Consider the following 20,553-nt stretch of genomic DNA (forward strand, 5'->3'; position numbering starts at 1 on the left):
AGATGAAGCGATATTTTATTCGCATAATGCATAGAAAAGCATTGAACCATGCATAGTACCATGTTAGTATAAAGGTGAATAGTTATACGTTTGTACTTTTTTATGTTAGGAGGTTTTACTATGTCGGACGAAACTCGTTCAATTCCGCCCGTAGAACCGGTATTAGATCCTAAGAAGGATTACGTAGAGATTAACTCATATGTAGTATTCTGGGGCCTATTCTATGCGGCAATTTTCACACTGGCCGTAGGTTATCTATGTTTGAAAATTGGTCAAACAGTAGATGCCTTTGCACCAGTATCTGTACTTGCAATGGGTACAGCAGTTATCTTGAAACGTAAGAATGCTTTTGCTGAAACTGTTCACATTCAGGCTATCGCTAGCTCTAGTACGAACACATTAGCGGGCGCTATGTTCTTCTTGCCAGCTCTATACATTTGGAATGTTACAGATGTATCCTTTGTGCAAATGGCGATTCCTATCATCCTTGGTGGCGTTTTAGGTGTTTTATTATGCGTTATGTTCCGTCGCTACTTCGTTGAGGAAATGCACTATGTGTATCCGTTCCCAAGTGGTCGTGCAGCCGCAGAAGTATTGATGAGTAATGAAGGTAGCAAAGCAAAACTCATGCTTGGTTCTGGTCTCATTGCTCTCGTGTATGACTTTATTCTTAATAGCTTAGGTTGGTGGGAAGAAGTTATTCGTACTACTACCTTTAAATGGGGCGCGGCTCTTGCTGATCAAACTAAATTGACTGCAGCCGTAGATACTGACGCAGCATTGCTCGGTCTTGGCTACTTTACAGGTCTTCGCTATGCAGCGATTATCGCAGCAGGCTCCTTCTTCTCTTGGTTCGTATGTATTCCAATCGTGTACTATTTAGCTCCTGAACATATCATGCAAATTGGAGGTCAAGCTGTTCCTTTAGCAGAGGCTCCAATTCGTAAGGTGTTCCTTGATTATGTTCGTCATATTGGTATCGGTATGCTTGCTATGGCAGGTATCATCGGTCTACTCAATATGTCTAAAGTTGTAGCAAGCGTTGTTAAAAATGCGGTGCTTGATATCTTTAGCTCTAAAACGACTGATGTTCATTTACTTCGTACACAACGCGATATTCCTACATCTTGGATTGGTGCTGGTATCTTGTTATGTACAGTTCTATTCGCTGCATATTTCCACTTTATGTATGCTGATACTTTCAGTCAAACAGTGGTAGCATTCTTAATTGTTCTTATTATGTCCTTCTTATTATCTGTAGTAGGTATTAGCTCTATCGCTTATACAGGTACAGAACCAGTATCTGGTATGACAATCTTCATGATTATCATCTCCGCTGTATGCTTAACAGCTGCAGGTATGACTGGTAAAGTAGGCATGATTGCAGTCCTAATGATGGCATCCTTCATCGGTACAACTATCGGTATGGCTGGTAACTTCATGTCTGAGCTTAAAGTAGCTCATATGACAGGTGCTACACCTAAGAAAATGGAACAATGGCAAATCGTTGGTACTATTCTTTGTGCAGTCCTTTCTGTAGGCGTTATGATTCTCTTGAACGACGCATACGGCTTTGTAGGAGACCATGCATTAAATGCACCACAAGCAAACGCTATGGCTGCTATCATTGAACCTTTGATGACTGGTGGTAGTGCTCAATGGCCTTTATACATGGCAGGTGCATTATTCGCTATTATCTTGTGGATGATAAAAGTTCCACCTTTGGCATTTGCTTTGGGTACTTACTTACCAATGGAAATCAACACACCATTACTTATCGGTGGTTTGATTGCATACTTCGTACAAAATAGTACAAAAGATAAAGCGTTGGCAGATCTTCGCTTCGCTCAAGGTAGTACAATTGCTTCCGGTCTCGTAGCTGGTGGCGCTATTGGTTCCTTGTTCAGTGCGGTGCTCCGCATTGTAGGTATTGATGTATTTGCAGAAGCTTGGGTTGAAACTCCAGAAGCAACATACCTCAGTATCGTAATGTACTTATTACTTTGTGTATTCTTGTACAAAGTAGCTATGTACATAAAAGCTAAAAAAGTGTAAAAAGCGTAAAAAAACGTAATAACTACCGCCTTTACCAAGTTTTATCTATGTTTGGTGAAGGCGGTCTTTTTATATAGGTAGGAAATTTTTTGGATATAACTAAAAACTATGCGAATTAAAACCTATTTATATGATTGGAATAATTGACCTTAACTATATCGAATGTTATCATAATAATATAATACCTCTAGAGGTATTATTTTTATTATGTTCATATAATGTAAGTATAGATATAATAGTTGATTAAAGAGAACTTCTGTTTCTAAGTAAACAGGGTTAAGTAGGGGCAATTATGAAATTTAAGAAAATCGCAGCTCTCTTAGGAGCTTTCACCATTGCTAGCAGTCTATTTATTGCGGGTTGTGGAAATACAAATAGTAGTCAAAAAGTATGGCGCGTTGGCACGGATGCAACATATGCACCATTTGGATTTAAAGATAAAGATAGTGGGAAATTAGCAGGTTTTGATATTGATATTATCAATGCCATTGCAAAAGAAGAAGGCATTGAAGCAGATATTCAAAACTTGAACTTTGATGCGCTGTTACCAGCATTACAAAGTAATACCATCGACATTGCTATTTCAGATATGACCATTTCTGAAGATCGGGCAAAATCTGTTGATTTTAGTAAGCCATACTATATTGCAGGTAATGGTCTCGTTGTTAATATAGATAACACAAATATTAATAGCTTTAAGGATCTAGAAGGCAAGCGCATTGGTGTATCTATTGGTTCTACGGGTGCAGAAATTGCTAGCAAGATTCAAAATGCTGATGTACGCCAGTTTAATATCATCGTTGATGCCTTTTTAGAACTACAAAATAAAGGTGTCGATGTAGTTATTAACGATACACCGGTAAACGAATATTATGTTAATGGGAAGGGTAAAGGTATCGCAAAAGTCACTGGAGAAGACTATGATGCGGCACCACTTGGTATTGCTGTGAAAAAAGGTAATACAGAGGTCCTTACTAAAATTAACGATGGTCTAGCTAAGATTAAAGCGAATGGTAAATATGCTGAGATTTATAAAAAATGGTTTGGTAAAGAACCACCAGCAGAGGTGTTAAAATAGTTTGTAGATAGTACCAAAACGTATTATTTGATATAATACGCTTGGTAAGCCTCAAGTTGTAAGAGGCTTTAGAATGGGTGATATGATGGCTAAACGAAGTGCATTTTTAGATATTATTAAGGATAAGGGCGCCCTCGTCTTAGATGGGGCTTTAGGGACTGAATTAGAGCGTTATGGTTGTAATATTCAGCATAAGCTGTGGTCCGCAAAAGTTCTCATGGAACAGCCTGATGTTATCAAAAAAATACACATTGCGTACTTAGCTGTTGGAGCCGACATCATTCAAAGTTCTGGTTATCAAGCTACTGTAGCGGGCTTTAAAGGCTTAGGCTATGGTACAGAAGAGGCAATAGAGCTCGTTAAATTATCTGTTCGCCTAGCCGTGCAAGCTCGTAATGAGTTCTTAGAGGCTAAGGCTAGTGGAGCACTTATCTTACGAGGCATTACCCTAGGTGAAGAAACCCCTGATGGCGTAAAATACTTTTCTGAAGGTGCATTACCTAAACCGTTGGTAGCGGCCTCTGTAGGTCCTTATGGGGCCTTCTTGGCTGATGGATCTGAATACCGTGGATATCCTGACGTACAAACAGAATACCTTGAGGTGTTCCATATCCCTCGGTTAGCATTGTTCGCAGAAGAGAATCCAGATATATTATCCTTTGAGACGATACCATCTTATGATGAGGCCATTGCCATTGCTCGTGCTATGTCCGATCCCTTTACATCAAAAGGTATTCCTGCGTGGATTGCCTTTGCTTGTAAGGATGAACATCATGTAGCTAGTGGGGAAACGATTATTAAATGCGCTGAAATGATTGATAAGGTACGTCCTGTTACTGGCATTGGTATCAACTGTAGTAAACCTGAATATGTAGAGTCCTTAATTAAGGATATTCGTACCGTTACGGACAAACCTATTGCGGTATATCCAAATCTTGGTGAAAGCTATGATAGTAAAACTAAGACTTGGTACGGTGATCCAGCATCCTTTGTAGACTACGTAGATGTATGGCGTAAGGCGGGGGCTGAAATCATTGGTGGCTGCTGCAGAACGACACCTGAAATCATCGGTGATATTGCTAAGAAAATCCATAATTAATATGGTGAAATACATATAATATAAGAGGCTATTCGAATTAAATTCGAATAGCCTTTTTGTATGGATATAAATAAAAAAGCAGTGCTTAAGCACTGCTCTTACTATGGCGGAGAGACAGGGATTTGAACCCTGGGTACGGGATAACCGCACACATGATTTCCAATCATGCTCCTTCAGCCGCTCGGACACCTCTCCATGTATTCTGTTGTCTAACAGGTACTTGTATAGTATATGAAAAAGTTAGATTTATGTCAAGCGAAAAATAGGGGAAATCTTGCACTTTCATAAGACTTTTAAAATATAAGAAAAAGCCGCCCAAGAGGCGGCTTTATTATTCGTATTATAATACGTTTTGGATTTCTGTTGCTTCGATAGATGCTTTGATATCGTCTGCCATTTTTTCGATTTTTGGAATATCTTCTTCTTTTAAAGAGGATTTGATATCAAGTGGTTCAGATACGATTTCAATATCTTTGAAGTCGTTTTCGAAGTGGGATACCATGATTTTCATGGCTGCAGATGCCCAAGAGTGGTTACCGATGATAGATACCTTGTGGTTTTGGAAGTTAAGAGCTTTTAACTCGTGGATGAGGTTTTCCATTGTAAGGTATAGGTTCAAGTTATATGTAGGAGCGATTGTTACCAAGTTCGTGTATTTCCAAGCATCAGAGATGATGTAGGATGCATTAGTTTTGGAAACATCGTAGATTTTGATATCTGTAATACCACGTTTGGATAATTGTTTAGCCAATTGTTGTGCGATGGCACGAGTGTTACCATACATAGATCCGAAGGCGATAACAACGCCTTTTTTCTCAGCTGTATAGTTGGACCAGTGCAAGTATTTGTGCAAGATGTATTGAATTGTTTCAGGTGTACGCCAGATTGGACCATGAAGTGGAGCAATGCGTTTAATTTCAAGACCAGAAACTTTGCGAATTGCATTTTGTACTTGAGGACCGTATTTACCAACGATATTTGTGTAGTAACGACGAGCTTCTTCTTCATATGTAGCAATGAAATCTGTTTGGTCCGCAAAGATGTTACCGTTAACTGTACCAAATGTACCGAAAGCATCTGCAGAGAACAATGTGCCTGTAGATTTTTCATAAGTACAAGTTACTTCTGGCCAGTGAACCATTGGCATAGTGTAGGAAACTAGTGTATGTTTACCAAGGCAAATTTCATCGCCTTCTTTTACAGTGTAATATTGGTCTGGTTTTGGAGAGTTATAGAATTGCTCGAACATGCGGAATGTTGTAGCATTACCAACCATTTTACAGTTTGGGTAGCGTTCCAACGTTTCTAACAATGTTTGGCAGTGATCTGGCTCCATGTGATTTACGATGATATAGTCTAGATCGCGACCGTTCAAAAGATGAGTCAAGTTGTCAAAGTATTCTTCACGAATTTCAGCATCTACAGAATCAACAACACAAGTTTTTTCATCATCGATGAAATAGCTATTATAGCTAACACCATTTGGAATAGGGAATAAGTTTTCGAAACGTTCAGTAGTCCAGTCATTACTACCAATCCAGTAGATATTATGGGTCATTTTCTGAGCACAATGCATAATAAAATCCTTTCTTAACTTACTTATGTATATATGTATAGATTTAAATGAAATTATTTTTGTAAATATGTCATCAACTTATAATACTAATATTTACGAAAAAAATCAATATGGAAAAGCCTACTCCATGGAGTAGGCTTTCACATAAAAGAATGGTAAATAATTACTTGAAGTATTTTACACCAGACGTAAAGATTGGCATTTCTAATTGGCCATAAATATTTTTACTAATACCTACACCACAGCGTTCGGAATGAGCCATCTTGCCGAATACGCGACCATCTGGGCTATAAATACCTTCGATAGCAGCGACGGATTGGTTCGGATTGAAGCGGCTATCCATGGATGCGATACCATCAAAGTCTACATATTGTGTAGCGATTTGACCAGTTTTATTGAACTCTAACACTTGTTGAGGGGAGGCAATAAAACGACCTTCTCCATGAGAAATAGGCACAGTATAAATTTCACCAGCTTTAGCATCACACATCCAAGGGGATTTAGTGGAGATTACCTTTGTATTGACCATGCGAGATAAGTGACGACCAATTGTATTGTACGTTAATGTAGGATGATCTGCAGTCAATGTTTCAATGTGACCGCCAGGCAACAAACCTAATTTGATAAGAGCTTGGAAACCATTACAGATACCAAGAACTAGACCATCTTGTTTATACAAGAGATTTTCTAAACCTTCTGCTAGGTATGGATTGCGGAATAGGGTAGCCATAAACTTACCAGAACCATCTGGTTCATCACCAGCACTGAAACCACCTGGGAACATAAGAATTTGAGACTCTGCTAATTTAGCTTTGATTACGTCGATGGATTCTTTTAATTGTTCTGGTGTTTGATTGCGGATGACAACGATATCTGCTTCTGCACCTGCTCGCTCAAAGGCACGAGCTGAATCGAATTCACAGTTTGTACCTGGGAATACAGGAATGAGCACTTTAGGTTTGGCGCCTAAGGATGTGCTGCGAGGCTTAGCGTGTTGGTCGTGGATGTACGCCACCGCTTCGCCAGTGCCATTGGGTGCATGCATAGGGAATATATCGTTGAGTGGAGCTTCATAAGTTGCTTGGATTTCCTTGAGTGATATGGATTGATCCGCCCATTCAATAACTGGATTTGCTTGTGTTACACCGATTACTTTTAAACCTGGTAACTCTAAGAGATAGTTAACAGCTTTAATGTCTACTTCTACAATAAATGCACCAAGAGCTGGTTGGAAAATTGCACGTTCTGCATATTTGTCGAATTTAACACCGATGTTGTTGCCGAGAGCCATTTTTGTGACAGCTTCAGGGATGCCGCCTTGGTCAACTACATAAGCAGAGTAAACACGACCTTTTTCAATTTGTTCTTGTAAGACGTCACAGTTTTCTTTGAATCGATCCCAATCTGGAGTGTCGTCGTACATGCGAGGCACATCGAAGAATACGAGGCGATGGTCTACGCCTTTAAGATCTTGGCTCACAATGTTATCTACATGAGCTGTACCCACTGCAAAGGATACAAGGGTAGGAGGAACTGTAAGATCCATAAATGTACCACTCATAGAATCTTTGCCACCAATAGCACCGATTTCAAGTTCTTTTTGCGCTTTATAAGCGCCCAGTAAAGCTGATACAGGTTTACCCCAAGATTCTTTTGAGTTAAGGCGTTCAAAGTACTCTTGTAATGTTAAGTATGCATCTTCACGGCGACCGCCAAGAGCTACTAACTTAGCAATAGATAATAGTACTGCATATTGGGCACCATGGTATGGGCTCCAGTCGGATAACTCAGGTACAAAGCCGTGAGTCATGATGCTAGCAGTTGTAGTTTCACCATTTAGAACCGGTAACTTTGCTACCATGCCTTGAGTCGGGGTTTTCTGGAATTTGCCACCAAATGGCATGAGCACAGTATTAGCACCTACAGTACTGTCAAAGCGTTCTGCTAAGCCCTGTTGGGAAGCGGTGTTTAAATCGGATACAGCAGCGAGCCATTTTTCTTTGAAGTTATCTGCACTAGAAGAACCGCGTAAGAAGTAAGAACGATCCGCTGGAGCTTTTACAATAACCTCTTGTTGTTGGCTGGCGCCATTTGTATTTAAGAAGTCACGGCTAATGTCGACGATTGTTTCCCCATTCCAGTTCATGATGAGGCGATTTGTATCGGTCACATCTGCTACGACTGTGCATTCTAAGTTTTCTTCATCGCAATAAGCTTTGAATGTATCTACATCAGAAGCGGCAATAACACAAGCCATGCGCTCTTGAGATTCAGAGATGGCTAGTTCTGTACCATCAAGGCCAGTGTATTTTTTAGGCACTAAATCAAGGTTGATAGTTACACCATCTGTTAACTCACCGATGGCAACGGATACACCGCCAGCACCAAAGTCATTACAACGTTTGATAAGTGTAGTTACTTCACCACGACGGAAGAGGCGTTGGATTTTGCGTTCTGTAAGAGCGTTGCCTTTTTGAACCTCTGCACCACATGTAGAAAGGGATTCTACTGTGTGCTCTTTAGAGGAGCCGGTAGCACCACCACAGCCATCGCGACCAGTTTTGCCACCTAATAATACTACAACATCACCTGCAACAGGTGTTTCACGGCGTACTTGATTGCGTGGAGCTGCACCGATAACGGCACCAATTTCCATGCGTTTTGCTACGTAGCCAGGATGGTAATATTCTTTTACTTCACCTGTAGCAAGACCGATTTGATTGCCGTAAGATGAATAGCCACGAGCTGCTTCTTGAGTAATTTTCTTTTGTGGTAATTTACCTTCTAATGTATCTTCAAGGCTAGTATGTGGATCACCAGAGCCAGTGATGCGCATTGCTTGGTATACATAAGCGCGGCCGCTCAATGGATCGCGGATACAGCCGCCTAAACAAGTAGCAGCACCGCCAAATGGTTCGATTTCAGTAGGATGGTTATGGGTTTCATTTTTGAATAATAACAACCATTCTTCAGTTTTTCCGTCTACGTCAACAGGAACGATGATAGTACATGCATTGATTTCATCGGATTCATCGAGATTTGTTAAACCACCAGCATGGCGCAATTCTTTTACAGCTAATGTAGCCATGTCCATGAGGGAGCGCGCTTTTTTCTTAGATGTATAGAGCTCAGCACGACCTTCCATGTATTCTTCGAGGGCTTCTTCAATAGGGCCTGTGAAGCGACTCGCTTCGATAGAGATATCTGTTAACTCTGTCATAAATGTGGTATGGCGGCAATGGTCGGACCAATATGTATCGAAGAGGCGAATTTCTGTAATCGTAGGATTGCGGTGTTCTACCTCTGCATACTGTTGTCGAATCATTTGAAGGTCTGCCAATGTCATAGCGAGGCCATAATTTTTGATAAGCTCTTCTAACTCCGCATCGCTCATTGTCGTAAAGCCATCAATTGTTTCTACTGGTTTTGGATCCTCTAAATCGAGCGCCAAAGTGTTAGGCACTTCCAGGCTTGCTTCACGGGAATCAACAGGGTTAATGTAGTATGCTTTGATGGCATTTTCTTGTTCTTTTGTGAAAGTGCCTTCGATAGCAAATACGCGAGCACAGCGAACAACATGGCCAGATGTAAGCGTGAGCATGGAAATACACTGCTCAGCGCTATCCGCACGTTGATCATATTGACCTGGTACATATTCAACAGCAAATACGAAACCTTGCAAAGCTGGAATTTCTTCTAATACTGTATCCACAGGAGGTTCGGAGAAAATTAGGTTTTTTGCAGCTTCTAAATCTTTTGCATCTAAATTTTCAATATCATATCGTTCATAAATGGTAACACCTGTAACAGGCATAGATAGTTCCTGTTGTAAGGTATGTAACATGCGTTGTGCTTCTTGGTTGAAAGATTCTCGTTTTGTTACGAATAATCGTTGTATAGCCATTTTAGCCTCCTGTAATGTATATAATTCCCTATGGGATATTGACAAATTAAGTATAGTCGGTCTAGACTTATAAGTAAAGATAATCTTACTTATGAAAAGATTAGAAATACTAATAAATATGAAAAATTCATGAAGGTCATAAGACCTAATATTCATGAAGTTTTCTACATATTCATCATATATTGAGAGTTCATCGTTATAATATAATAAATGATATGTATAGTTAAAAGTAAGAAGTTACTATTAGTATATAACAGAGGTGACTAAAATGGCAGTATCTGCAGATTTATATAGAACCTTTTTAGGGGTAGGCTTATATTTATCCTTTTCTCGTGCCGCAAAAGAATTAGGCGTATCCCAATCCGCCATCAGCCAAAGTATTAAACAACTAGAGGGTGAACTTAATATGCCTCTTTTCGTGCGCACTACAAAATCTGTAGGGTTCACGCCAGAAGGTAAAGAATTGTTTGATACAGTAGCTAAAGCATTCTCCATTCTTGATAATGGAGTGACTCAATTACAAGAACGTGTTAGCCAAGCTTATGAAAGTTTGAATTTAGCTGCTACAGATACATTATGTCGCCATTTCTTATTGCCTTATTTCCATAAATGGCAATTGCAAGAAAGTGAAATCGGATTGCATATCATTAATCGTCCATCCCCTGATTGCGTAGAGTTGGTACTCAATAAAGAGGCTCAGTTAGCGGTGGTTAATGATTATGAAGGCTTGCGTGATAATCCTCAATTAGAGGTCACTACACTGGCTACAATTCAAGATGTATTTGTTGGTGGCCCTGACTATAAAGGCGCAGGGTTCTTTGATCAAGGTCGCCTGCTTAATGAGCCTATTTTGCTCTTGCATAAAGGTTCTGCGAGCCGTACCTTCTTCGATGAAGTTACGCATGGTGCATGCCGTAAACCTCGTTTTGAACTTGGTAGCGTCGATGTATTGCTAGATCTTGTGGAAATTAATATGGGTATTTCCATGTTGCCTAACCATGTGGTGCAACAAAAGATGCAAGAAGGGACTATCGTTCGTATCGACACAGATATTCCTGTGCCGACTCGCGATATTGTACTTGTGCGCTCTCGTTTAGTACCTCAATCTGAAGGGGCTGCACGCTTTACATCCTTGCTCGTGAATCGTGAAAGTAACCGCGATAAAATTCTATAATAATAGAGCACACTTTATGAATTTTCATAAAGTGTGCTTTTTTATATATTAGACAAAGTTATTCTATGCTATATTATATTTTTATAAACCTTTTGAATTGTATAATCAGAGAATAATATCTTTAAGACTTACTTTTTGCCGATTTTTAAGTGTTGTATTATGAGAGTTTTACTACATATAGGTTGACCCTAAGGGGTTATTTACGTTAAAATTTAAAGATAGTTATGCGGAGGTATAAGCACATGGAATTATTAAAAAAGCGCATTCGTGAAGAGGGTATTGTCCTCAATAATCGCGTGCTAAAAGTAGATGGCTTCTTGAACCATCAAATCGACCCACAATTGTTTAAAGCTATCGGTAAAGAAATCGCGGATCGTTACCGTGATGCAGGTGTGCAACGTATTGTTACCATTGAAGCATCTGGTATTGCGTTGGCCTTGATGGCTGCTCTTGAGCTTGACGTGCCATTGGTATTTGCGCGTAAGAAAAAATCTATCCTCATGGTAGATGATGTATATCATAGTGTTGTGTACTCTTATACAAAAGAAGAAAACTACGATATTACTATCTCCAAAAAATTCTTGCCAGCTGGTGAAAAAGTATTGATTATTGATGACTTCTTGGCATCTGGTGAAGCAGCTATGGGCCTTGCTAAATTGGTTCAAGATGCTGGCGATACAGTAGTAGGTATGGCCATTGCTATTGAAAAATCCTTCCAACCTGGTCGTGAACGCCTTGAAAATGCAGGTTACCGCGTAGAGTCTTTAGTTCGCATTAAAGAATTTAAAGACAATGGCTGTGTATTTATCGAAGACTAATAGTCTAATTATTTGTAGAGGGAATTATGAATCAAAAAGCAGAAAAATTCGACTTACTTGTTGCTGATCTGAATAAAGGCGGCAACTCTTGGTTTACAAAGGAAGAAATGACAGACGACCTTCATACTGTTGTGTACCACGGCCGTTTGGATGTTCATAATCATAGCTTGCCTGTATTCATCGTTGTTGATGATTCTGCATTCTCCTATGCACGTATAGCTATCACAACAACATCGATTGATGAAAAAGTAATTCCTGCCGTATTGAAAGAGCTCAACACATTAAACCAAGATTACAAAGTATCGAAATATTATGTAAGCACTGAAGATAACAATATCTACATGGACGTATCTGTTCCTGCCTTGACTGAACAATTCGATCCTACTGTAGTAGTAAATCTTTTGCTTGAAGTAGTTCAACCACATTTAGATGCTGTACATAAAGGCATTCTTAAAGTAGCTGGTTTAGCTTAATAGAGGTTGTTATGAATCCTAAAGCATTATTATTTGATAAGTTTTTGAAAGAAGAAGAAATTATATCCTTTGAACGTAAGGATTTTGATGATGAGGACGGCACTGTCGTATATCGCTCTTACATCAAGTCTCCATTGTGGGATATGCCTTTATTCGTTATTCTTGATAACAGTATTTATAGTGTCATTCGGTTAGTATTGGGGCCTGAAAAGGTAACAGCACAAAACATGGCTGCCTTAAATGCGTTGATTAATCGAGATAATGCGACTTACAAAAACTATAAACTTTATATTGATGAACAAGACTCCAGTCTATATTTAGATTGCGTATACATGTGTGGTGATGATGCGTTTGAACCTGCATTAATGTATGCGTTGATGTCTTCTATCGTAGATTACATCCCTGAATCTGTAGGTGAATTAAAAGCTGCTTTTGAAAGTGGTACTCACTAATTAATAGTAACTACAAATTAAGTGTTCTAATGTTCGGAAACATATAAAAGAGGATAACCTGTTATTACATGGGTTATCCTCTTTTTGTGTTATTCAATAAGTCGTATTAAAAGCGACTAACATGACAAAACTCAGTTTAGATTAATAGGCAGTACTTGCTTTACTGTTTATAAATTTATTTTGAAATACATCCATATAATAAAATCTAAATTCTTTATAAAGTTCGGGATATATCGAATAATAAAAATATTTAATGTAAAATTATTCGAAAATAATATTGATTTTGGAAAGGTTAGGTGTTACAATTTGTGTACAAAAAGGAGGTAGCACCGTGAACTATGCAAATCAACAAACTCAAAGCAAGTCTACGGAGGCTATTTGTGCGCATTTTTCCCAGTCTATTTAGGCTGGGCTTTTTTATTAGGAGGATCTATGAAGGTCGGTATTATCATGGGCAGCAAGTCTGACCTAGACACAATGAAAAAGGCATCTGCCGTACTTGATGAATTTAACATTCCTTATGAAATGGTTATCGCTTCTGCACATCGTACGCCAGAGGCTGTAAAGGATTTTGTTACACGACTTGAAGATGAAGGTGCCATCGCTTTTATAGCTGGTGCTGGTGCAGCGGCCCACTTACCAGGTGTAGTAGCTAGCTTCACTACCTTGCCTGTTATCGGAATTCCTCTTAATGCAACAGCTTTAAAAGGTATCGATTCATTGCTTGCTATTGTTCAGATGCCATCTGGTATGCCTGTAGCAACTATGGCTGTAGACGGTGCAAAAAACGGAGCACTTTTTGCAGTCCAAATTGGAGCAGCTTTCAACAAAGAATTAAAAGACCGATATGTACAGTATCGCAAAGATATGGCTGAAAAAGTATTAGCGGACAATGCAGAACTACAAGGTGCCATTAAACTATAATCGTTTGAAGCGTTTACATCATCATTTATACATCTTTGAATAGATAAGAGTAAAAGGAGACACATCATGGCTAACATCGACTTGGAAACATTAACATTATTGTACGAAGGTAAAGCAAAACAAGTATATCAAACAGATAACAAAGATGAGTACATCGTTCATTACAAAGATGATGCTACTGCATTTAACGGCGAGAAACATGATACCATCCTTGGCAAAGGCGTATTGAACAATAAAATCTCTTCCTTCTTCTTTGAATTGTTGAAAAAAGAAGGCGTTCCAACTCATTTCGTTCGTCGCGAAGATGATCGCAACCAAACAGTACTTACGTTGGATATCATTCCTTTAGAAGTTATCGTTCGTAACATTGCAGCTGGTTCTATGGCTAAACGCTTTGGTATTGAAGAAGGGACTCCTCTTAAACATCCAATCCTTGAATTCTGCTACAAAAATGATGAATTAGGTGACCCATTTGCTAATGAATCCCAAATCACAGCACTTGGCTGGGCTACTCAAGAACAACTTGATATAATCTCTACTATCACGTTAAAAGTAAACGATATTTTGAAAAAATTCTTGGCTACTAAAAATGTAACCCTTGTAGATTTTAAATTAGAATTTGGTACACATAATGGTGAAGTATTATTAGGCGATGAAATCTCTCCTGATACATGCCGTTTCTGGGATGCTACAACAGGTGAAAAACTCGACAAAGACCGTTTCCGTCGAGACCTTGGCAATATTGAAGAAGCGTACAAAGAAATGTTATTCCGTCTTACTGGCGAACGCGCCTAAGGGGGCACAATGAACTACGATCCTGTTTTTGATAAATGGCATGAAGAGTGTGGTGTATTCGGTGTCTATGATAGAACCGTTGATGTAGCACGCTATGTATATTGGGGCCTCTTTGCGCTCCAACACCGTGGTCAAGAAAGTGCGGGCATTGCCGTTACAGATGGTCATGATGTAGAACTAAAAAAAGGCATGGGCTTGTTGACTGAGGCTATCAAGGAATTACCATCTTTGCCTAGCCATATGGGGACTGGCCATGTGCGGTACTCCACAACAGGGTCCAATAATCCACGCAATATTCAACCGTTAGTGATTCATTATCAAGGTGGTCAGATTGCAGTGGCCCATAACGGCAATTTAACGAACGCTTTAGCCCTTCGTAAACGCCTGGAAGCAGATGGGTCTATTTTTCAAACGACTATGGATTCCGAGGTTATTGTAAACCTCATTGCTCGCTCTAAGGCTGAAACACAGGTGGAACGCATTGCTGATGCGGCACGTCAAATTGAAGGGGCCTTCTCTCTCGTTATTACTACAAACGACTCCTTGGTGGGTGTGCGTGATCCCCAAGGCTTTAGACCTCTTTGCTTAGGGAAAACGGCTAATGGCTATGTTCTTTCTAGTGAAAGCTGTGCTTTTGATGCGATTAAGGCTGAGTTCATTCGCCATATCGATCCAGGCGAAATGGTAATCATCGATGACTCTGGTGTGCGTAGCACCATTTATGCAGAACCAGAAAAAATCGACAAAAAGCTTTGCGTCTTTGAATATATCTATTTTGCTCGTGGCGATAGCCATATCGATGGTCAATCGGTATATCAATCTCGTCTTAATATGGGGCGTGAATTATATAACGAAACTAAATACGATGCAGATATCGTCATGTCTATTCCTGACTCTGGCACTACAGCCGCACTAGGGTATGCCCGTGCATCAGGTATTCCTTTTGCAGAAGGTCTTGTTAAAAACCGCTATAGTGGTCGTACCTTTATCAAGCCAAATCAAGAGGAACGGGAATTAGCTGTTCGCATGAAACTAAATCCTTTACCTCATGTGGTAAGTGGCAAACGTATTGTGCTCATTGATGACTCTATCGTACGCGGTACTACGAGTGGTATTATCGTTAAAATGCTAAAGGAAGCAGGCGCTAAAGAGGTGTACATGTGTGTAAGTTCTCCAACAATTGAGTATTCTTGTCACTATGGTATTGATACATCTGTACGAAAAGAGCTTATAGCGTCTACCCATACAGTAGATGAAATTAAAGATTATATTCATGCTGATAAATTGCATTACTTGTCTCGTGAAGGTTTATGCCGCGCTATATCTAATGTAGCATCAAATGATTTGTGCTTTGCCTGCTTTAACGGGGATTATAGCGTAGCGGTTCCTGCGGACCAAGAGGAAGGGGTCAAATATGTGCTCGAATAAAACTAGTTTAACCTATCGCGATGCAGGTGTTGATATCGATGCAGGCAATCGTGCCGTCGAATTGATGAAAGAATCTGTAAAACGCACCTATACCCCTGGTGTTGTAGGTGATTTAGGTGGTTTTGGAGGCCTTTATTCCTTAGCTGATCATGCTATGTCTGAGCCTATGCTCGTATCTGGTACGGATGGAGTCGGTACTAAATTGCGCCTTGCTATCATGATGGATAAACATGATACCATTGGTCAAGACTGCGTAGCTATGAGTGTTAACGATATTCTTGTGCAAGGGGCGACGCCTCTATTTTTCCTAGACTATATTGCAGTAGGCAAGTTGGATCCTGTGAAAGTAGCAGACATCGTGCGCGGTGTGGCAGAGGCTTGTGAAGAGTCCGGATGTGCTTTACTAGGCGGTGAAACTGCTGAAATGGCGGGATTTTACGATAACGATGATTACGATGTGGCTGGTTTTGCCGTTGGTATCGTTGATCGTCCTAAATTGATTACTGGTGAAAGTATCAAAGCTGGCGACGTAATTTTAGGTCTGCCATCGTCTGGTGTCCATTCCAATGGCTTCTCCTTGGTTCGTAAAATTGTATTTGACCATAAACAATTATCTATCGATACAAAAATTCCAGAATTTGGTAAAACCTTAGGCGAAGAATTATTGACGCCTACTCGTTTATATCCTAAAGCTGTATTGCCATTGATTGAACAACAACTTGTAAAAGGCATGGTTCATATTACCGGCGGTGGCTTCTACGAAAACATTCCACGCGTATTGCCAAAAGGCATTACTGCAGAGGTAGATATCACTACATGGCCACGACTTCCTGTGTTTACGAAACTACAAGAATGGGGCAATGTAGCCTGGCCTGAAATGTACCGTACGTTCAACATGGGGATTGGTATGATACTCATCGTTGATCAAAAGGATGTAGAAATGGTTAAAGAAAATCTTTCTAGTCGTGGTGAAACGGTATATGAAATTGGCCGCATCGTAAGTGGTGATGGTCCTGTTGTCCTTAAAGGGGCTGAGTTCGATGCGTAATTCTAAAAAGAGATTAGCCCTCTTTGCCAGTGGTCGTGGTTCTAATGGTGAAGCACTGTATAAGGCCATGCAAGAAGGCTATATTAATGGTGAATTTGTTGTAATCATTACAGACCACGGCAAAGCCGGAATTGTGGACCGTTCCAAATCTTGGAATATTCCACTTATTGTTATTGAGCGTAGCGACTATGATTCTAAAGCTAGCTTCGAACAGGCTCAACTAGATGCTTTAGAGCCTTATAAGGTTGATGGTATCGTCTTGGCAGGCTACATGCGTATTGTAGCTGCTCCTTTGATAGAGCGATATGAACATCGTATATTAAATATTCATCCTGCTCTGTTACCATCATTTCCAGGCCTTCATGGTCATCAACAAGCCATTGAGGCGGGGGTAAAAATTACGGGGTGCACGGTGCACTTTGTTGATGCAGGAATGGATACGGGGCCTATCATTATGCAGAATACGGTTCCTGTATTACCCGATGATACAGAGGATACCTTGAGTGCTAGATTATTACCTATCGAACATAAAACGTATAAAGAGGCTTTACGGCTGTTTTGTAAAGACAAGCTCACCATAAAAGGGCGAGTTGTTAATATTGAAGATTGATGAGAAAGCAAATGGAGCGGTTACATGATTAAAAATGCATTACTTAGTGTTTCAGATAAAACAGGTATTGTAGACTTTGCAAAAGGTTTAGTTGAATTAGGTGTAACCATTTATTCAACAGGTGGTACGCTTAAAGCGATTACTGATGCGGGCATTGTAGCTAACGCGGTTGAATCCTTGACCGGTTTTCCTGAAATGATGGATGGCCGCGTTAAGACCTTGCATCCAAAGGTTCATGGTGGTATTTTGGCTATCCGTGATAATGCAGAACATCAACAAGCTATGGCGGATCATGGTATTGAGCCAATCGACCTAGTAGTAGTCAATCTCTATCCATTCCGTGAAACCATTGCCAAACCCAATGTATCCTTAGAGGAAGCTATTGAAAATATTGATATTGGCGGCCCTACCATGGTGCGCTCTGCTGCGAAAAACCATGCGTACGTGGGCATCGTTGTAAATCCAAACCATTATGATGAAATCTTAACGATGCTTAAAGAACATGGTGAATTGCCTAAAGAATATCGCTTTGGTCTTGCAAAAGAAGCTTTTGCCCACACCGCAGCGTATGATGTAGCTATTGCTAACTATATGAGTGGTGTCTTAAATGAAGGTCCTACACCGCCTGAATATCTAAGTGCTTATGAAAAGGTAACTGACCTTCGGTATGGTGAAAATCCGCATCAACAAGCGGCATTCTACAAAGAAATCGGTACGGCTCATGGCATGGGGGCTTTGAAACAACTTCATGGCAAAGAGCTTTCCTATAACAATATCGTAGATATGGAAGCGGCTTGGAATATGGTGTGGGAGTTTACAGATCCTGCAGCATGTATCATTAAGCATACAAATCCATGTGGCGCAGCTACAGCAATAACATTGCATGATGCTTATGTAAATGCCTACGAAGCAGACTCCATATCCGCCTTTGGTGGTATCGTTGCTTTAAATCGTGAAGTAGATGCAGCTACGGCAGAAGAAATGAGCAAAATTTTCTTAGAAGTCATTATGGCACCTGCTTTCACAAAAGAAGCATTAGAAATCCTTGAAGGAAAGAAAAACATTCGTCTCATTGAGTTATCTAAACCTGAATCTGGCCAAGTAACAGTGAAAAAGGTTTCTGGTGGTCTATTAGTACAAACAGAAGATGATATTCAAGAAGACCGCGCTAGCTATAAAGTAGTTACGAAGGTACAGCCAACAGAGAAACAATGGAAAGCCCTTGAATTTGCGTGGAAGCTCGTAAAACACGTAAAATCCAATGCGATTTTGATTTCCAATGAAAAACGTACACTCGGTGTTGGGGCGGGGCAAATGAACCGCGTTGGGTCTGCAAAAATTGCTCTTGAGCAAGCTGGTGAAGCCGCAAAAGGCGCCGTATTAGCATCTGATGCGTTCTTCCCATTTGGGGATACTGTAGAAACAGCGGTAAAACATGGTATTGCAGCCATTATTCAACCGGGTGGTTCTATTCGAGACGAAGAATCCATTAAGGCTGCCGACGAAGCGGGCATTGCTATGGTATTTACAAGTATTCGTCACTTTAAACATTAATTTGTTTAGCCTGATTGAGGGTTACAGTCGAGCACTAGCTCGTAATCATTGATGTGTAATGATGATTATAGAGGATATAAGTGCTTACATAAATGATGTATTGATGGCGTTTAGGCGTCGATGGAGGACTTATGAAAGTATGTGTAATCGGTAACGGCGGCCGCGAACATGCCTTAGCATGGCGCTTGTCCATCAGCCCTAGCGTAACAAAGGTATATGCTCTTCCTGGTAGTGCGGCCATGTCAGATTGTGCCAAGCTAGTAGGCATTGACTGGCAACAAAGCGATCATTTGATTAGCTTTTTAAAGGATAACCAAGTTGATTTAGTCGTTGTCGGTCCTGAGGCACCTCTTGTGGCAGGGCTAGCAGATACACTTAATAAAGCGGGGATTCCTGTGTTTGGCCCATCCAAAGCAGCTGCTCAGCTAGAAGGGTCCAAAGTGTTCGCCAAAGATTTGATGAAAAAATACAATATCCCAACGGCTGCCTATGGTGTGTTTCACAAGGTAGATGAAGCAAAAGAATTTATCGGTCAAACTGGTACTCCTATTGTAGTTAAAGCTGATGGTTTAGCTGCTGGCAAGGGTGTTGTAGTGGCTATGACTATTGACGAAGCAAATGCGGCTGTAGAAGATATGCTCAGTGGCAATCGCTTTGGAGAGGCCGGTAGTACTGTAGTTATTGAAGAGTTCATGGAAGGTGAAGAAGCGAGTTTACTTGCCTTTGTAGATGGCAAAACAGTAGTTCCTATGATTGCATCTCAAGACCATAAACGGATTTTTGATGGTGATAAAGGTCCTAATACTGGTGGCATGGGTACTTATGCACCAGCGCCAGTGCTCACTGATGCATTACAAGATGAGGCGATGAAGACAATTTTAGAACCTATGGTAGTCGCCATGGAGAAAGAGGGAATGCCTTATGTGGGCTGTCTCTATGCAGGTCTTATGATTACACCTCAAGGCCCTAAGGTTGTAGAATTTAATGCACGCTTTGGCGATCCTGAAACACAAGTAGTATTGCCATTACTCGATAGTGACTTAGGTCAAATTATGATGGCTTGTGCCACAGGCACATTAACAGCTGATATGGTGAAATGGAAAGATTCCTCGGCAGCTTGTGTCATTCTTGCTTCTAAAGGGTATCCTGAAACATCCTCCAAGGGTGATGTGATTCATGGTGATATTAAACAACATGATACAACCATCGTATTCCATTCTGGTACAAAACTTATTGGAGACGAATATGTCACAAATGGCGGCCGAGTTCTTGGCGTAGTAGGTCTTGGTAAAGATCTTAGAACAGCGCTCGATAGAGCTTATGGCCGTATAGAACACATTGACTTTGAAGGTATGCAATACCGTACAGATATTGGAGCGAAAGCTTTCAAATAAATTGAATACAGCAACAGCGTTTTAAATACAGTAATAGCGTTTTAAATACAGTAATAGTGTTTTAAATACAGCAAAAAAACGTTTTGAACAAAGCAAAACCTCTACACTCATGCATATTACATGTGTTGTAGAGGTTTTATTTTCTACCTTTTAACGGTTACCTATGATATA

At 40.2% G+C, this 20,553-nt stretch carries 16 protein-coding genes and 1 tRNA gene; 14 read left to right on the forward strand and 3 right to left on the reverse strand.

Translation table 11 applies throughout. The features are described from left to right. Nucleotides 1-120 precede the first annotated feature (120 nt). From KH364_RS05505 to mmuM, 3 genes are all read left to right on the forward strand, one after another. Nucleotides 121-2,055: an oligopeptide transporter, OPT family gene (locus tag KH364_RS05505; protein ID WP_273298900.1), complete on the forward strand. Its 1,935-nt coding sequence runs from the start codon at nt 121-123 to the stop codon at nt 2,053-2,055. Between the two features lie 292 nt (nt 2,056-2,347). Further along, entirely contained in the window at nt 2,348-3,133 is a 786-nt protein-coding gene (locus tag KH364_RS05510) for a basic amino acid ABC transporter substrate-binding protein (RefSeq protein ID WP_273298901.1), read from the forward strand. A gap of 85 nt (nt 3,134-3,218) precedes the next feature. Continuing rightward, entirely contained in the window at nt 3,219-4,232 is a 1,014-nt protein-coding gene (mmuM, locus tag KH364_RS05515) for a homocysteine S-methyltransferase (RefSeq protein ID WP_337957106.1), read from the forward strand. Nucleotides 4,233-4,336: 104 nt separating this feature from the next. On the opposite strand, the gene KH364_RS05520 is transcribed toward mmuM, so the two are convergent. The 3 genes from KH364_RS05520 to KH364_RS05530 all read right to left on the reverse strand — a co-directional run bounded on the left by KH364_RS05520 (nt 4,337) and on the right by KH364_RS05530 (nt 9,712). Then, nucleotides 4,337-4,427: transfer RNA gene (locus KH364_RS05520), tRNA-Ser, on the reverse strand. A 145-nt stretch (nt 4,428-4,572) separates the two neighbouring features. After that, a complete protein-coding gene (locus KH364_RS05525) occupies nt 4,573-5,808 on the reverse strand; it encodes an FprA family A-type flavoprotein (RefSeq protein WP_273298903.1) in 1,236 nt (411 codons plus the stop codon). A 163-nt stretch (nt 5,809-5,971) separates the two neighbouring features. After that, on the reverse strand, nt 5,972-9,712 hold the full coding sequence (locus KH364_RS05530; RefSeq protein ID WP_273298904.1) for a phosphoribosylformylglycinamidine synthase: 3,741 nt from the start codon (nt 9,710-9,712) through the stop codon (nt 5,972-5,974). Between the two features lie 268 nt (nt 9,713-9,980). Here KH364_RS05530 and KH364_RS05535 point away from each other — a divergent pair, with 268 nt between their 5' ends. The 11 genes from KH364_RS05535 (at nt 9,981) to purD (ending at nt 20,382) form a co-directional block, all read left to right on the forward strand. After that, a complete protein-coding gene (locus KH364_RS05535; protein WP_105081467.1) occupies nt 9,981-10,886 on the forward strand; it encodes a LysR family transcriptional regulator in 906 nt (301 codons plus the stop codon). 242 nt (nt 10,887-11,128) lie between these two features. After that, a complete protein-coding gene (locus KH364_RS05540) occupies nt 11,129-11,704 on the forward strand; it encodes a xanthine phosphoribosyltransferase (RefSeq protein WP_009352017.1) in 576 nt (191 codons plus the stop codon). Nucleotides 11,705-11,730: 26 nt separating this feature from the next. Next, nucleotides 11,731-12,177, forward strand: coding sequence for a YbjN domain-containing protein (locus KH364_RS05545; protein ID WP_009351861.1), 447 nt, complete (start codon nt 11,731-11,733; stop codon nt 12,175-12,177). Nucleotides 12,178-12,188: 11 nt separating this feature from the next. Then, on the forward strand, nt 12,189-12,629 hold the full coding sequence (locus KH364_RS05550; protein WP_273298905.1) for a hypothetical protein: 441 nt from the start codon (nt 12,189-12,191) through the stop codon (nt 12,627-12,629). A 432-nt stretch (nt 12,630-13,061) separates the two neighbouring features. Then, a complete protein-coding gene (gene purE, locus KH364_RS05555; RefSeq protein WP_105081468.1) occupies nt 13,062-13,553 on the forward strand; it encodes a 5-(carboxyamino)imidazole ribonucleotide mutase in 492 nt (163 codons plus the stop codon). A gap of 66 nt (nt 13,554-13,619) precedes the next feature. Further along, nucleotides 13,620-14,348 carry a phosphoribosylaminoimidazolesuccinocarboxamide synthase gene (gene purC, locus KH364_RS05560; protein ID WP_009351829.1) on the forward strand — a complete coding sequence of 243 codons (729 nt, stop codon included), beginning with the start codon at nt 13,620-13,622 and terminating at the stop codon, nt 14,346-14,348. A 9-nt stretch (nt 14,349-14,357) separates the two neighbouring features. Beyond that, the gene (gene purF, locus KH364_RS05565; RefSeq protein ID WP_273298906.1) at nt 14,358-15,776 is read left to right on the forward strand and encodes an amidophosphoribosyltransferase; all 1,419 of its coding nucleotides are present in this window, start codon (nt 14,358-14,360) and stop codon (nt 15,774-15,776) included. Beyond that, the gene (purM, locus tag KH364_RS05570) at nt 15,763-16,824 is read left to right on the forward strand and encodes a phosphoribosylformylglycinamidine cyclo-ligase (RefSeq protein ID WP_273298907.1); all 1,062 of its coding nucleotides are present in this window, start codon (nt 15,763-15,765) and stop codon (nt 16,822-16,824) included. The genes purF and purM overlap by 14 nt, the downstream gene beginning before the upstream one ends. After that, nucleotides 16,817-17,434, forward strand: a complete 618-nt coding sequence (gene purN / locus KH364_RS05575) for a phosphoribosylglycinamide formyltransferase (RefSeq protein ID WP_273298908.1) — start codon at nt 16,817-16,819, stop codon at nt 17,432-17,434. The genes purM and purN overlap by 8 nt, the downstream gene beginning before the upstream one ends. A 24-nt stretch (nt 17,435-17,458) precedes the next feature. Next, nucleotides 17,459-18,988: a bifunctional phosphoribosylaminoimidazolecarboxamide formyltransferase/IMP cyclohydrolase gene (gene purH, locus KH364_RS05580; RefSeq protein ID WP_273298909.1), complete on the forward strand. Its 1,530-nt coding sequence runs from the start codon at nt 17,459-17,461 to the stop codon at nt 18,986-18,988. 131 nt (nt 18,989-19,119) lie between these two features. Continuing rightward, nucleotides 19,120-20,382 carry a phosphoribosylamine--glycine ligase gene (gene purD, locus KH364_RS05585; protein WP_273298910.1) on the forward strand — a complete coding sequence of 421 codons (1,263 nt, stop codon included), beginning with the start codon at nt 19,120-19,122 and terminating at the stop codon, nt 20,380-20,382. Nucleotides 20,383-20,553 lie beyond the last annotated feature (171 nt).

Source organism: Veillonella sp. oral taxon 158, from assembly GCF_018376515.1.
GTDB lineage: Bacteria > Bacillota > Negativicutes > Veillonellales > Veillonellaceae > Veillonella > Veillonella rogosae.